This window comes from Sphingomonas sp. NPDC079357 (assembly GCF_044901155.1).
Taxonomy (GTDB): Bacteria; Pseudomonadota; Alphaproteobacteria; order Sphingomonadales; family Sphingomonadaceae; genus Sphingomonas.
On the sequence record NZ_JBJDOM010000003.1, the window covers coordinates 92,034 to 105,760 of the forward strand.

Genomic DNA, 13,727 nt, shown 5'->3' on the forward strand with positions numbered 1-13,727 from the left:
GCGACACCGTCGGACTTCCCTCAAGGCTGCCAAACAGCAATAGCTTTGAGTCTTTACAGCGTTGGTGGCTGGCTGAACAAAAATCCGCCTTTTACGTCTTGCCGCCCCAAAGCCGCCAGGCAGCATTTGGCGCAAACCACGCTGTACGCCGTTCATGAACGGATGTCGGATGCGGTGATGGATCCTCACGGCATCGACCAGAATGTCGGCATCAACCGCGCGCTCTGGATGCTCGCCGAGGGCATGGCCCGCCTGAAGGCGTAACCCCGCGGGGGCAGGGACCGCCGCCCCTGCTCCGCCCGGCCGAGCCAGCAACTTGGCCTTCCGTCTTAAGAAGCGACCGCGTTACAGCCGGGTCAGCTAGCCGTCCCGTCGTTGCAAACGTGGCCTGTCAGGTTCAGCGATCGTGCGTTGCGCACAGGAGCCGCCGCATCGAGCCCCCGCAGCGATCGGTGCGGTCGATCAGGCTCGCCGATGATCCATGCTTCAGCGCCAGCGCCTCAACATCGACACGCAGTTGCACACCGCCGACATTGCGACCGTACCAGCGCGTTGGCGTGGTGCAGCTCGCCCAGTGTCTGCGTCCAGCGCGGGAACAGGCGGTCAATCGTCGCGGTCACGTCATTGCGGTATTGCGCCGCGTTCGAGCGGTCCAGCATCACCGCGATCGCTTGACAGGGGGCGTCACATAAAGCGGATCCAGATATACGCTAACGCCACGCCAGCGCCCCGTTGAACGTCCCGATGGGGATCGATTCCGAGAACGCCTGCGCCATCTCGTTGGTCGTTCGTTTTCGGGAAGGGCATCCCTTGCCTTCGAGGCTCATGCTGGAGGCAATTTTTCGGAAACGTTCCACCCCGCCCTTCGTCGAAGGGGAGGAGCCATTTCGGTGGTGCCTTTGAGCCTCCGCGTGCCCCCCCCCATCGCCTCTACAACCGATAGCCCAGCGACAGCATCACGTTGCGGGGCGCGGAGACGAAACAGTCGCCGCGAGCGAGGCACGAGGCATAGGCGCGGTTGTCGAGCAGGTTGGTCGCGTTGACGCGCAGCCGCCAGCGGTTGCGCTCCAGCTCGACCAGCGCGTCGACCATGGTCCGCGCGGGCGTGACGATCGTCCAGGCGGCGCTACCCGACACCTGTTGGCCCAGGTAGCGCACGCCCGCCCCCAGCCGCAGCGTCGCCCAGTCGCCCTCAAACGTCTTCGTCCCCCAGGCCGAGGCGGTGTGGCGAGACAGATAGCCGATCTCGCCCGTGTCGCCGTCGACATCGTTGAAGCCATAGGCGAGCGACAAGTCGTAATGGCCGGGCAGGGTCCGCGTCGCCTCCAGCTCGAACCCTTGCGTGGTCAGCTCGCCCGCCTGAATCTGGCCGAGCGGGTTGCGGGGATCGGCGATGGGGCGGTTCAGTTCCTTGATGTGGAAGCCGGTCAGCGTGACCAGTGTCGCCCGGTCCGGCTGCCACTTTACCCCCGCCTCAAACTGCCGGCCGGTCTGCGGGCGGAAGGGGGTGCCGGCGGTGGTGCGGCCCGCGACGGGCTGGAAGCTTTCGGTATAGCTGAAGAAGGGCGACACCCCTGCGCCCACCTCGCCGATGATCCCGGCGCGGAAGGTGGTGGCGGTATCGGTGGTACGGCGGGTCGTGCCGGTCGTGGTGTCGAGGCTGGCGCCGCGCACCCGGTCGCGCCGCGCGCCCAGCACCACCGAGACGCGATCCCACAACCGGATCTGGTCCTGGACATAGAGGCCGAGTTGCTTCTGCGTATCTTCGCTGAAGGGGGCGGTGAGCGGCGGTTCGACGATCGACGCATAATCGATATTGTAGAGGTCGATGACCTGATAGCCGTAATTGTCGCTCTTGCGGACGCTGTTCCAGCTATAGTCCACCCCGGCGAGCAGCGTGTGCTCGATCGTGGGGCCGGTGTGGACGCGCCACTGGATGTTGTTGTCGGTCGAAAAGACGTTGAGCCGCGCGACCGACGATCCCGCATACAGGCCGATCCGCTGCCCGTTGCTGCCAGCCACATAGGGGTTGGTCGGGTTGCTGTAGCTGTTGGTGTAATGGGTGAAATAATCGAGGTCGCTGTCGATATAGCGCGCCTTCAGGCTGAGCTTCAGATCGTCGGTGAACCGGTGAGTGACGATCCCCGACCCCTGCAGCAGCCGCCCGTCATACCGGTCATAGCCGGGCTTGCCGACGAACAGATAGCGCGGCAGGCGCGGGTTGCCGGGGTTGTCGTAGAGCGTGCCGATGACCGGCAGAAAGTTCGACGTCGAGCCGGTATGATCGTCCTGATAGAGGCCGAGCAGCGTCACGTCGGTGGCAGAGCCCGGCCGCCAGGTGACGGACGGCGCGATCATCACCCGGTCGTCGGGGACATGGTCGACATAGGTATCGGCATCGCGCGCGCGCGCGACGATCCGCGCCGCCAGCGTCTCGCCGACCGCGCCGTTGACGTCGGCCAGCACTTCCTTGCGGTCGTAGCTGCCATAGACAAGGTTCACGTCCGCACTGTTGGTGAACAGTGGCATCTTCGACACGAGGTTGATGATCCCGCCGATCGAACCCTGCCCGAACAGGACGGACGCGGGGCCGCGCACCACCTCCACCCGCGAGAAATTATAGGGGTCGGACGCGATGCTGGCATAATAGCTGAAGATGTCGCGCATCCCGTCGCGAAATTGCAGCGCATCGACCCCGCGGATCGTGAAGCTGTCGACGCGGGTGTCGCGGCCGTAGGCATCGGAATTGACGCCGGCGGCATAGCGGACGGTATCGGCGATGTTGATCGCGCCCTGCGCCAGATAGACGTCGTCGGTGATGACGGTGAGCGGCTGCGGCACCTCGATCAGCGGCGTTTCGGTCTTGGTGCCGGCGAAGGCCTCGTCGCGGCGCCCCTCGACCACGATCTCGCGCTCCCGATCCGCGGCGATCTCTTGAGCGGTGCGGCGGTCGGTGTCCTCCGGCGCAGCGGCCCGGGCGGGCAGGGCGCCCAACGCAGCGAGCGCGACGCCGGCCAGGATGATGGGCTTCATGATTTGGGTCCCCTCTGGTGTTCGAAGGGAGCGCCTAGTGCGATTGAGAGTGATTCGCAATCGGCCTTTTCACGGCGTCATGACCATATCTGTGCGCAGATCGCAGAGCTAGCGGCGCGGCCGCTTTCCAAGACCATCACTCGCGCTAGAAACCTCGGGTGGCGTCACTCGGACAGTCCGCCGGACGGACCGAGGCCGAGGTGGCCAACCGGCGGTAATTATATTCCCGTTTGATGCCGTGCTGTGGTTTCGGGAAGCCATCGGCGTTCCCCGAATTTGATCGAGTTTTGGGGAATGCCGCGCGGGGGCTCTTTGGACAATCCGATGTTCGATAATCTGCGCGGATGATGCAAATTGCGACTATGAATAGTTCACCGAAGACCGAAGGCGGGTGCCTCTGTGGAGCTTGTCGCTACAGCACGGACGCTGCGCCGCTAAATGTGCGCGTCTGCCATTGCCATCGTTGCCAGAAGGCGACGGGTGCCGCCTTCTACGCGCGTGTCATGGTGCCCTTGGCTGGGGTCGCAATTAACGGCCCTGTAGGATGGATGAGCGCCGACAGCGGCATACGTCGCGGCTTCTGCACGGACTGCGGAACAACGTTGTTCTCCGAACGCTGGAGCGCCGGAACCATAGGGTTGTCGATGGGAAGCCTCGACCGGCCCGAATTCTTCGAACCGACCGAGCATATCTGGACCTCCAGTAAACAGGCGTGGCTCATCCTCAACGACGGCAGGCCGCAGTATCCTGAAGGACCGCCGGCATAGAAAGCCGGCGTAACCTTCCCGGAAAAGCCGCGACGCACCTTGCTGGAACTTTGGAAATAGCTTGGTTGTCCTCGAGTCCAAATTACCGCGTCGAATGGGGCTCCGACATAAGGCCCGAACAGTCCACCAGTGGCCTTCTGACACATGCGACAATGGCAGATAGAAGCCTCTTCCAGGACACCCTCAACCCGGAAGCGCACCGCTCCGCACTGACATCCACCCGAACTGGTCATGTCCTACGCATTCCCACGGCTATTGGGTGCAGCCTTCGGGAGGAAACAATGCGCTGGGTCTTGTCAAGTTCGACATGCCGAACAACCAAGCGATCTACCCACACGATACCGCCGCCCCGAGTTATTCGAGCGCAGCCAGCGTCACCTGAGCCATGGTTGCGTTCGCGTGTCGGATGCGCTGAGCTTCGCGGCGATGCTGGCGGAACAGGAGGGCATGGGCGACGCTTGGATTCAAGCGCACGCCTCCGGCAATTACCAGATCGTCAATCTAACGCGCGAAATTCCGGTTCGACTTCTCTACCACAACGCCTTCGTCGGCGACGATGGCAAGGTCGCCTTCCGCACCGATCCCCATGGCTGGAACGAAGCGGTGGCTATGAAGCTCGGTTTCGCCGACGTGAAGACCCGTCATGCGAAGGCAGAGGCGATCGATATCGGTCCGTAAGACTAAGCTCGCGAGTAAATGCTTGAGGCGGTTGAAGAACGCGCTGCTGGTAGCTGGTACGGTTGGGGCCAAACCCCCGGGTTTTGCGGTTCGGTCTTGGTCGGGTTGGTCAATGGGACAACCATCACTTAGCCCTCCACTTAACCGGAATGCGAAGGTAGGTGACGCCATTCGCCTCGGCCTCACCGAAATGCCCCGCGCGAATGTTGACCTGGATCGAGGGCAGCAACAGCTTGGGCACGGATAGTCCGGCATCGCGCTGCTCGCGCATGGCGACGAAATCGTCCTCGGCCACGCCGTCATGGACATGAACGCTTGAGCGACGCTGCTCGCCCACCGTCGTCTCCCAGCGATAGTCGTCGCGACCCGGTGCTTTATAGTCGTGGCACAGGAACAGTCGCGTCTCGTCAGGCAGCGCCAAAAGCCGGCGGATCGAGCGATAGAGCGTCCGCGCATCCCCGCCCGGGAAGTCGGCGCGGGCGGTGCCATAGTCGGGCATGAATAGCGTATCGCCGACGAAGGCGGCATCACCGATCAGGTAGGCGACATCCGCCGGGGTGTGACCGGGAACGTGCAGCACCTCGACCTCCAATGCGCCGATCGTGAAGCGGTCGCCTTCATCGAACAGCCGGTCGAAGTCCGAACCATCCGTCTTCAGGTCATCCATCGCGAACACCGGTCGGAAGATCTTCTGCACGTCGCGGATATGCGCGCCGATCCCGATCCATGCGCCGGTATGCGCCTTGATGAAGGGAGCGGCCGACAGGTGATCGGCATGGGCGTGCGTCTCCAGCACCATCGCGATCCGCCAGTCGTGCTGGCGGGCAAAGGCGACGATGCGCTCGGCCGAACGGGTGTCGGCGACGCCGCTCGCCATGTCGAAGTCAAGCACCGGATCGATCACCGCCGCTGTCCGCGTCGAAGGATCGCCCACGAGGTAGCTGATCGTGTTCGTCGGCTCGTCGAAAAATGCCTCGATGAAGGGCTGCGTCATGATTTCCTCCGTTAGCTCTTGCTAATATATTAGAGGGTGCTACATAAGCAACACCTAATGGAGTTGCGATGATGCTCAAACCGCCGATGGATCTGGCGACATTTGAGGCGAAGGCCGGACAGGTGGCCGACACGCTGAAGGCGATCGGTAATGCTCGTCGGCTGATGCTGCTGTGCAAGCTGGTCGAGCATGGCGAGGTGACGGTCGGCGACCTGGCCCGCGATGTCGGGCTGTCGCAATCGGCCTGCTCGCAGCACCTCGCGAAGATGCGCGACGAAGGCCTCGTCACCTACCGGCGGGAGAGCCAGACGCTCTGGTACGCCATCGCGGATGCGCGCGTCGAAACGCTGCTCGCCACCCTCTACCAGCTCTACTGCAAGGATTGATGCGATGACGCTTGCGACCCTTTCCCCCGCCGACGCCCATGCTGCGATCGATGGCGGCGCACGCCTGATCGACATTCGCGGTGTCGACGAACATGCGCGGGAGCGCATTCCCGGCGCGATGAATGTGCCGCTCGACCGGATCGGCGATCTGCCGCGCGATGGCCGTCCGGTCGTCTTCCACTGCAAGTCGGGCATGCGCACCGCCGCCAATGCAGCACAGCTTCGCGCGGCAGCGGGTAGCGCGCCGGCCTACATCCTTGGGGGCGGCATCGAGGCGTGGCGACAGGCAGGACAGCCCGTTATCGCCGATCGATCACAACCATTAGAAATCATGCGGCAGGTCCAGATCACCGCCGGCGCGCTGGTGCTGACCGGCGTGCTGCTCGGCACGTTCGTCGCTCCGGGCTTCTTCGGGCTGTCGGCGTTGGTGGGGGCCGGGCTGATGTTCGCCGGCGTGACGGGGTGGTGCGGCATGGCCAACCTGCTGCGCGTCATGCCGTGGAACCGACGCGCGGCTGCTTGAGGCGATCATGGAGATCGCCGCCATTCTGGCCGCGCTTGCATCGGGTGGCGTGATTGGCCTGATCCTCGGCCTCGTCGGCGGCGGCGGGTCGATCCTCGCCGTGCCACTCCTGATCTATATTGTCGGTGTCGGATCGCCGCACGCCGCGATCGGAACGGCGGCTGTCGCCGTCACGGCCAACGCGCTCGCCAGCCTGATCGGTCATGCACGCGCCGGTCGCGTCAAGTGGCGGTGCGCCGGCGTCTTCGCCGCGTCGGGAATGATCGGCGCGGCGCTGGGGGCCGAGCTGGGCAAGGCGTTCGACGGCCAGCGGCTGCTCGCCCTGTTCGGGCTGCTGATGATCGGCGTCGGCCTGTCGATGCTGCGCAAGCGCCGCACGGCCGAAGCGCCAGACGTGCGGCTGACCCGCGAAAGCGCGGCGACGCTGCTGCCGCGTCTGGTGCCGATCGGGCTGGGGGTCGGGCTTGCCGCCGGATTCTTTGGGATCGGGGGTGGCTTCCTGATCGTGCCGGGGCTGATCCTCGCAACGGCCATGCCGCTGCCGTTCGCGATCGGCACATCGCTGGTGGTTGTCAGCGCGCTGGGACTGACCACTGCCACCTCCTACGCCCTGTCGGGTCTGGTTGATTGGGGCGTGACCGCGCTGCTGGTCGCAGGCGGAGTTTTGGGGACGATCGGCGGTATTGCGCTGGGTAAGGTTCTTGGCACCCGTAAGGGGCTGCTCGAACGCGGATTTGCCGCCGTGGTGATCGCGATCGGGGTCTACATCACTTCGTCATCGATCTAAGCAGCGCTGTTTTCCCGCAAACAAGCGACGTCCGGGACGGCCGGGGCCGTCCCGCTTGCGATGGTATGATGGGATCGCAAGCCACTGATGTTCGCAGTTGCAATATAGTCCGATCAGTGATTATCTAGAGGCCTTCGACGGACCCGGATTGATTCGGGTGGCTCGGCCCGGCGCCTATCCCCGGGATAACCATAGCGAATTTGGGCCTCGCTCCGAGCATCGTTGATTGAATGCGTCTGACGGCGTGCGCCCCTCGCTATTGCGATCAGGTTTCTACATGACATTTGCTACTTCGCTTCGACGCGAATGGCTCTCGAACCCGCGCGCGGACGTGCTTGCGGGCATCGTCGTCGCGCTCGCGCTGATCCCGGAGGCCATCGGCTTCTCGATCATTGCCGGCGTCGATCCCAGCGTCGGGCTGTTTGCCTCCTTCTCCATCGCCGTCATCATCTCGCTCGTAGGCGGTCGCCCCGGCATGATCTCGGCCGCAACCGCGGCGATCGCCGTTCTCGTCCTGCCGCTGATCCGCGATCACGGAGTCCAATACCTCTTTGCCGCGACCATCCTCATGGGGCTGATCCAGGGCGTCGCCGGTTTCCTGAAACTCGACCTGCTGATGCAATATGTGTCGCGCTCGGTCATCACCGGCTTCGTCAACGCGCTGGCGATCCTCATCTTCATCGCGCAGCTTCCCCAGCTCACCAACGTCGGGTGGGAAGCCTACGCGATGGTCGCGGCGGGGCTGGCGATCATCTATCTGTTCCCGCGCCTGACCAAGGCGATCCCATCTCCGCTGGTCGCGATCGTGATCCTGACGATCGTCTCGATCTATGCCGGCATCAAGGTCAACACCGTGGGCGACATGGGCGAACTGCCCTCGTCGCTGCCGGCGTTCGGCATCCCCGAGGTGCCGTTCACGCTGGAAACGCTGCGCATCATCTTTCCCTACTCGCTGACAATGGCGGCCGTGGGCCTGCTGGAATCGATGATGACCGCGCAGATCGTCGATGATCTGACCGATACGCCATCGAACAAGCGCCGCGAGGTGAAGGGGCAGGGCATCGCCAATTTCCTGACCGGGTTCTTCGGCGGGATGGGTGGCTGCGCGATGATCGGGCAGTCGGTCATCAACGTGAAGTCGGGCGGCTCGACCCGCCTCTCCACCTTTGTGTCGGGCGCATTCCTGCTGTTCCTGATCGTCGTACTGGGGCCGCTGGTCGCCCGCATTCCGATGCCGGCGCTGGTCGCGGTGATGATCATGGTGTCAATCGGCACCTTCTCGTGGGGATCGATCAAGAACCTCAAGAGTCATCCGTGGCAGTCGTCCGTCGTCATGCTGGTGACGGTGCTGGTCGTCGTCTCGACGCATGACCTGGCGCAGGGCGTGGTCGCAGGCGTGATCCTGTCGGGGCTGTTCTTCGCCAGCAAGGTCAAGCGTCTGTTCGACGTTGCAACCGCGCTGAGTGCAGACGGCAGGACGCGGACCTACCGTGTGTCGGGTCAGGTGTTCTTCGCCTCGTCCGAACGGTTCGCCGACGCCTTCGACTTCAAGGAGGTGCTGGACAATGTGGTCATCGACCTGACCGCCGCGCACTTCTGGGACATTTCGGCGGTAGGGAGTCTCGACAAGGCCATCCTCAAGTTCCGTCGCGAAGGCACCCATGTCGAGGTCATCGGCCTCAATCAGGCGAGCGCGACGATGGTCGATCGCTTCGCCGTCCATGACAAGCCCGGCGTCGAAGCGGCGCTCGGCGCCCACTGAGGAGAGGGCTTATGAACCGCATATTGGCCTGCATCGACGCATCCACCTACGCGGCCAGCGTCGTTGATCTGGCGGCCTGGGCCGCTACCCGGCTCGGTGCCGATGTCGAGTTGCTGCACGTCGTCCAGCGCAAGGATGCCGTGGCATCGCGCAACGATCACAGCGGCGCGATCGGCCTCGGCGTCAAAAGCGAGCTGCTGGAAGAGCTGACCCGCATCGAGGAAGCGGCGGGTCGTCTCGCCATCGAGGAAGGGCGCATCCTGCTGGATGCCGGCGGTGCCCGCCTGAAGGAACAGGGCGTCACGGTCGCGTCCATGCACCTGCATGGCGGGATCGTGGAGACGATCGTCGAGCGTGAAGCCGATGCTGCGCTGGTTATCATCGGCAAGCGCGGCGCGTCGGGCGAGTTCGCGACCGACCATATCGGCTCCAAGGTCGAACGGGTCGTGCGCGCCAGCGACAAGCCGGTGCTGATCGCCTCGCGCGATGCCAAGGCACCCGACGCGGTGGTGATCGCGTTCGACAACAGCCCGGCCGCCTGCCGCGCTGTCCGTCATGTCGCTACCTCACCATTGTTCGGCGGTTTGCCGGTACATCTCGTCATGGCGGGGCCGGATGATGGCAAACACCGCGACCAGCTCGGCGCAGCGGCCAGCGCGCTACCAGCTTGTGCGGAAACCGTCCTGCGTGACGGCAAGGTCGATGTGGTGATCGGCGATTATATGGCGGCGCATCCCGACGCGATGCTGGTGATGGGTGCCTACGGACATTCGCCACTCCGCACCCTGATCATCGGCAGCACCACCACGACGATGATCCGCACCGTCCGCGCGCCCGTGCTGCTGGTGCGCTGACATGGCCGGGGGCGCAGCGAACCTCGGAGCGCGGCGTCGGCAATTGCTGGCGCTCCGCGATCAGCTCGTCGTTGATGATGCGGCGGCCGAGGAAACACGCGCCCCGGTCGCGCTCGATCAGGAAAGCGTCGGCCGTCTGTCGCGGATCGACGTCATGCAGGTGCAGGCAATGGCTCTGGCCGCGCAGCGGCACCGCCAGGTCGAACGCAACCGCATCGATGCGGCGCTGAGGCGGATCGGCAGCGGCGACGATGGCTGGTGCGTCCGTTGCGGCGAGGAAATCGAGGCCAGGCGCCTTGATCATGCGCCTGCGACGGCGATGTGCCTCGCCTGCGCCAAGGAGGGCTAAGCCTGAAAGGAAGGCATCATGCCGACCGGCACGATCAAATATCTCGACCGTGGTGGGGCCTGGGGCTTCATCTCGCGTGACGATAAACAGCCCAAGGTATTCGTCCACGTCCGAGCGGCGGAGCGCGCCGGGTTCACCGAGCTAAGACGCGGACAGCGCTGGCGCTTCACGCTCGTCGAGCGTCCCAAGGGCGGGTTTGAAGCCGACGATCTGGAGATGCTGTTCGATGAACCGCCCCCGCCCGGGCGATAAGCAATCTCCTAAAAACTGACGGCCCGCGGGACAGCCGCCGCCGTCCCGTTTGGGATCGAGTTTCGAGAACCGTTAGTGGCTTCCGCTCAGCCGATATCTGAAACCGACGGGCTAGCTTGACCCCTTCTGCGGGTTTGACGCTGTCAAAGGCGTTCCAAGAAATACGGTGCCTGAAAATGCCTGATTCGGGTGTTTCTCAAAGACTACGCCGCGCTGTTGCCGCGAACGCTCTTCTACTTGATGCACTCCACAGCCACCCTCCAAGCAGTTCCAAGCCTTACCTTTGCCATGTGAGGTTAAAACAAGCGTCAGGGTCTCATTTTTAGGCAAAAATGATGCCATTGGTCGCAGACTTGGCAAATTATCCATAGGTATCTGTCGAGCATGCGCCGACCCGGTAAGCACTAGCATTGCTCGTGCCTTTAATGACCCATTCCTCAGCAGGTTGGCCATCCGCCGCTCAAACTCATTTTGATCGACAGGCTTGTCGCCCATCCATGGCATCAGAAAAGCGCCATCCTTGAATTTAAGGCTTGGCTCGAACGCAATCACGCGAATGACATGACCTTGCTTGTGTTGCTGCCAAAGGTTTTGGAACAGCCTGAACATCGCTTCGCTCGAACGTCCATCCAGGACACTGTCAGGCTGACCAGCCCGCCACATCGTCGCCTGTAGAAACGCCGCCTCGGCTTTCTTACTGCCATCTGACTTCAAGTATGCGTCGATTGCCGGTTGATCCTGCTCCGGTTGTTCAACCGCGACAACAACAGGGCTGGCGCGGGATGCGAGGCACACAAGATTTAAAAACATAGCCGGCATCTCATTCGTGCCGTGCACTTCGCCCGCCACGATCCACCGTGCATTTGATGCCGCGATGACCTTGTCAAAGCCATCAACGGGCGGGCAAGTCAGTGCTGAGGCGGTCACAGCTAGCCAAGCAGTCAGAAGCATGTCGGCCTTTTCTTTACGAGCGATCGAACGTGTCGCGAAATTCTAGCTTGCGCAACGACGATCGCGTCCGGCCATCGCCTTAATTGCCGATTAGGAACGGCCAACGAGACGGGCGGGGCGTCCCCATTTGGATGGTGAAGCGGGACGACTTCCGTAAGCTCATTATCGGGCTGGCGGCTGCATAAGCTCTATCGTGATATGATCGGGGCCTGAAACGTAGGCCACCAACGTTCCCTTCCTTGGCCCACCGGCGATCGGCAACGGACTACCTTTCGCCTTCCATCCTGCTGCTTCGACGTGACCAATGGCGGCATGAATGTCTTTCACGGTCAGAGCCAGGTGAGCCGCACCAATCGCCCCCGCGCTGGAAGGCACCGCCCCATTCTGGCGCCCTTTCGAATAGTGCAGCAATTCGACCGCATACCCGCTTGGTGCCCTAACGATCGCCGTTTTCACACTCGGATCGTCGACACCTGTCACCTGATGCAGGAAGTCGCCCCCCATCTCCGATTGTCGCTCAAGTGTGAAGCCGAGCGCTTCCGTCCAAAACCGAATGGCTTCGTCCAGAGACGATACGGCGAAGCCTGTGTGATCCACGGTAATTACGTTTGCGGCGTCATCCATTGCTGCATTCTCACTGGGCCGTGCTTACGCTGTCTGTGCCTGAGCTCCGGCTGCAACCGACGCCAACAGCATGACAAACAAGATCTTCATGGTGGCGCATTAGGGCACGGATGCTTTTTCGGGAAGGAACCTTTCACGGAAACTGAAAGGAGCTGACCGACCAGACGCCGGCTGACGTGACCGCTGTTTCTTCATCCACCTGGACCTAGAGACCGGCCCATCGAAGGGACGGGGTAAAGGCCCGGGACTTTGAGAGCGCAGCGCCGTGTCGCCGACCAGCTGCGCCGCGGCTTGCCGCCGTCTGACACGATCATGTCGCGAAGCGAACCTATTAAAACGTGGAGCGCTTGTCACTCGACAAGCGGCCCGCCTGCCAGCCGGCCGGCAACAGCTACAAGCGCGTGGTCGCCGCTGCGCACTGCCCGATCGCTGTCTTTCGCGGCGGTGACAGCCGGGGCTGCTACTCGCTAGAATCGCTACTGGCGTCACTACAAGATAGATGGATGCAGGTAGCTAGCTGATCGACGAAGCTGGCGCGGACGTCTGCGGACGGTATCTCCTAGCAGATTTCTCCTTTTTCCTGTGCGAGCCATCGAAATGTTCTTAGAAAAAGAATACTGTCAATCGTCTTTGGCAGGACGGCGCTTGGCAGCGGGCAATACTCGCATGCGGAAGGAATCGCGGTAATGTATATGACAGGGATTGCGCCTGCCTCTAAATGAATCTGCGAAACGGCCGTGGGGGCGTCGCCTTCAAGAAGTCGTACATCGGAGGTTATGATGTCGGGACGGATTGCCCGCGCAACCGTGACCGCATCGCACTCAGTTGGAACCATTTGGACCGAGACTGCTCCCCCTTACTCGCAAATCTGTGCAATATAGTCGCGGTAAACCAACCGTCTTCAATTACTAGAACATGGTATGTTGCTACGCTACCTCAAAACATAGGAATGCAAAAGAACCCAGTGAGCGGCTGGGTTCAATCCTTTTTACCTGATGTTGATCAGATCACGGGCACAACGGTGCGGTTATGACTACATTAAGTCGAGCCGCCATGCGAAATACCTCTTCAGGCTCCCTCGCGAGGTTGGTTGATAGCGCATCGATAGTTGCGCCATCCGCAACTTCTCGGCGGAGCTGACTGATATCGGTCTGCGTCCAGCGTCTTTTCGGCGTGAAAGCCTCGCTCATCACCCGATCAGATGTCGCCGCAGCCAAATACCGAACGGCTTGAAAATGAAAGAGCCGCTGGCGAGAATACCAGCGGCGACAAGTGGCCCACCCCATATTGCAGCGATCATCATCCACAGCCAGCTCATTGGGCGACTTCGCCCCGACTGCCGTCTAAAGGGGGCGAAACAACGAGCGCTTCAGAGGTGCCCTTCAAAGCGGTTGACGAATATCGCTCCTCATTCGGCGCGTCAAAATCTGCGATGCGGCTTGCATAGCCAGCGGCCAATTGCCGGTGTGCGAGCCGTGCTTCTGGCGAGGTAGCCGCGGCTGCGGCTGCTGCCGAGATGCGCTGGCGAAGATAGAGATCCTTGAGGTCCATGGCAGCGTCTCCGTCGTAAGCGGGAGCGCTTGTCTCTCAGCCATTGGCGCTTACGTTGCCGTGCCAATGATAAACTGTAATGTAGTGGAGGTTTGTCGAACTTCAATGCTGTCGATCGGCTGGGTCGCATCACTCCGCGAGAAGTCTTTGGCGTTCGATTGTCGATGATCAGGCGACGTCAAATCTACCATTTTTGAGGCTGTATATTCCTGCCTT

Annotated in this window: 16 protein-coding genes, 1 pseudogene and 1 other annotated feature; of the genes and pseudogenes, 10 read left to right on the forward strand and 7 right to left on the reverse strand. The window is 62.3% G+C overall.

Annotated elements, in window-relative coordinates; genetic code table 11:
- Positions 1 to 45: 45 nt before the first annotated feature.
- Positions 46 to 264 carry a hypothetical protein gene (locus ACI2JO_RS12085; protein ID WP_404720945.1) on the forward strand — a complete coding sequence of 73 codons (219 nt, stop codon included), beginning with the start codon at positions 46 to 48 and terminating at the stop codon, positions 262 to 264.
- A gap of 666 nt (positions 265 to 930) precedes the next feature.
- On the opposite strand, the gene ACI2JO_RS12090 is transcribed toward ACI2JO_RS12085, so the two are convergent.
- A complete protein-coding gene (locus ACI2JO_RS12090) occupies positions 931 to 3,033 on the reverse strand; it encodes a TonB-dependent siderophore receptor (protein WP_404720946.1) in 2,103 nt (700 codons plus the stop codon).
- 362 nt (positions 3,034 to 3,395) lie between these two features.
- Between ACI2JO_RS12090 and ACI2JO_RS12095 the strand changes: the two genes are divergently transcribed.
- Entirely contained in the window at positions 3,396 to 3,800 is a 405-nt protein-coding gene (locus ACI2JO_RS12095; RefSeq protein ID WP_404721150.1) for a GFA family protein, read from the forward strand.
- A 38-nt stretch (positions 3,801 to 3,838) separates the two neighbouring features.
- Here ACI2JO_RS12095 and ACI2JO_RS12100 read toward each other — a convergent pair.
- Positions 3,839 to 4,033: pseudogene (locus ACI2JO_RS12100) on the reverse strand (GFA family protein); the annotation flags it as partial.
- 166 nt (positions 4,034 to 4,199) lie between these two features.
- Between ACI2JO_RS12100 and ACI2JO_RS12105 the strand changes: the two are divergent.
- On the forward strand, positions 4,200 to 4,478 hold the full coding sequence (locus ACI2JO_RS12105) for a hypothetical protein (protein WP_404720947.1): 279 nt from the start codon (positions 4,200 to 4,202) through the stop codon (positions 4,476 to 4,478).
- A gap of 124 nt (positions 4,479 to 4,602) precedes the next feature.
- Here the strand turns inward: ACI2JO_RS12105 and ACI2JO_RS12110 are convergent, their stop codons facing one another.
- Positions 4,603 to 5,472 (reverse strand): MBL fold metallo-hydrolase, encoded by an 870-nt coding sequence (locus ACI2JO_RS12110; RefSeq protein WP_404720948.1) that lies wholly within the window; start codon positions 5,470 to 5,472, stop codon positions 4,603 to 4,605.
- A gap of 68 nt (positions 5,473 to 5,540) precedes the next feature.
- Between ACI2JO_RS12110 and ACI2JO_RS12115 the strand changes: the two genes are divergently transcribed.
- The 7 genes from ACI2JO_RS12115 to ACI2JO_RS12145 all read left to right on the forward strand — a co-directional run bounded on the left by ACI2JO_RS12115 (position 5,541) and on the right by ACI2JO_RS12145 (position 10,385).
- The gene (locus ACI2JO_RS12115) at positions 5,541 to 5,858 is read left to right on the forward strand and encodes an ArsR/SmtB family transcription factor (protein WP_404720949.1); all 318 of its coding nucleotides are present in this window, start codon (positions 5,541 to 5,543) and stop codon (positions 5,856 to 5,858) included.
- Between the two features lie 4 nt (positions 5,859 to 5,862).
- The gene (locus ACI2JO_RS12120) at positions 5,863 to 6,381 is read left to right on the forward strand and encodes a rhodanese family protein (RefSeq protein WP_404720950.1); all 519 of its coding nucleotides are present in this window, start codon (positions 5,863 to 5,865) and stop codon (positions 6,379 to 6,381) included.
- Positions 6,382 to 6,388: 7 nt separating this feature from the next.
- Positions 6,389 to 7,168 carry a sulfite exporter TauE/SafE family protein gene (locus tag ACI2JO_RS12125; RefSeq protein WP_404720951.1) on the forward strand — a complete coding sequence of 260 codons (780 nt, stop codon included), beginning with the start codon at positions 6,389 to 6,391 and terminating at the stop codon, positions 7,166 to 7,168.
- 136 nt (positions 7,169 to 7,304) lie between these two features.
- Positions 7,305 to 7,359: a sequence feature (sul1 is cis-regulatory element that is thought to sense ions involved in sulfur or methionine metabolism; They are found in Alphaproteobacteria), on the forward strand.
- Positions 7,360 to 7,445: 86 nt separating this feature from the next.
- The gene (locus ACI2JO_RS12130; RefSeq protein WP_404720952.1) at positions 7,446 to 8,930 is read left to right on the forward strand and encodes a SulP family inorganic anion transporter; all 1,485 of its coding nucleotides are present in this window, start codon (positions 7,446 to 7,448) and stop codon (positions 8,928 to 8,930) included.
- An 11-nt stretch (positions 8,931 to 8,941) separates the two neighbouring features.
- Complete coding sequence (locus tag ACI2JO_RS12135) at positions 8,942 to 9,784, forward strand: universal stress protein (RefSeq protein ID WP_404720953.1); 843 nt, start codon at positions 8,942 to 8,944, stop codon at positions 9,782 to 9,784.
- A 1-nt stretch (position 9,785) separates the two neighbouring features.
- Positions 9,786 to 10,133 (forward strand): TraR/DksA family transcriptional regulator, encoded by a 348-nt coding sequence (locus tag ACI2JO_RS12140; protein ID WP_404720954.1) that lies wholly within the window; start codon positions 9,786 to 9,788, stop codon positions 10,131 to 10,133.
- An 18-nt stretch (positions 10,134 to 10,151) separates the two neighbouring features.
- Positions 10,152 to 10,385: a cold-shock protein gene (locus ACI2JO_RS12145; RefSeq protein ID WP_004213294.1), complete on the forward strand. Its 234-nt coding sequence runs from the start codon at positions 10,152 to 10,154 to the stop codon at positions 10,383 to 10,385.
- A 111-nt stretch (positions 10,386 to 10,496) separates the two neighbouring features.
- On the opposite strand, the gene ACI2JO_RS12150 is transcribed toward ACI2JO_RS12145, so the two are convergent.
- The 4 genes from ACI2JO_RS12150 to ACI2JO_RS12165 all read right to left on the reverse strand — a co-directional run bounded on the left by ACI2JO_RS12150 (position 10,497) and on the right by ACI2JO_RS12165 (position 13,511).
- Positions 10,497 to 11,336 carry a hypothetical protein gene (locus tag ACI2JO_RS12150; protein WP_404720955.1) on the reverse strand — a complete coding sequence of 280 codons (840 nt, stop codon included), beginning with the start codon at positions 11,334 to 11,336 and terminating at the stop codon, positions 10,497 to 10,499.
- Between the two features lie 162 nt (positions 11,337 to 11,498).
- The gene (locus tag ACI2JO_RS12155; protein WP_404720956.1) at positions 11,499 to 11,960 is read right to left on the reverse strand and encodes a VOC family protein; all 462 of its coding nucleotides are present in this window, start codon (positions 11,958 to 11,960) and stop codon (positions 11,499 to 11,501) included.
- A gap of 1,189 nt (positions 11,961 to 13,149) precedes the next feature.
- Entirely contained in the window at positions 13,150 to 13,278 is a 129-nt protein-coding gene (locus ACI2JO_RS12160; protein WP_404720957.1) for a hypothetical protein, read from the reverse strand.
- Positions 13,275 to 13,511, reverse strand: a complete 237-nt coding sequence (locus ACI2JO_RS12165; RefSeq protein ID WP_404720958.1) for a hypothetical protein — start codon at positions 13,509 to 13,511, stop codon at positions 13,275 to 13,277. Before ACI2JO_RS12165 ends, ACI2JO_RS12160 begins: the two co-directional genes overlap by 4 nt.
- Positions 13,512 to 13,727: the final 216 nt, after the last annotated feature.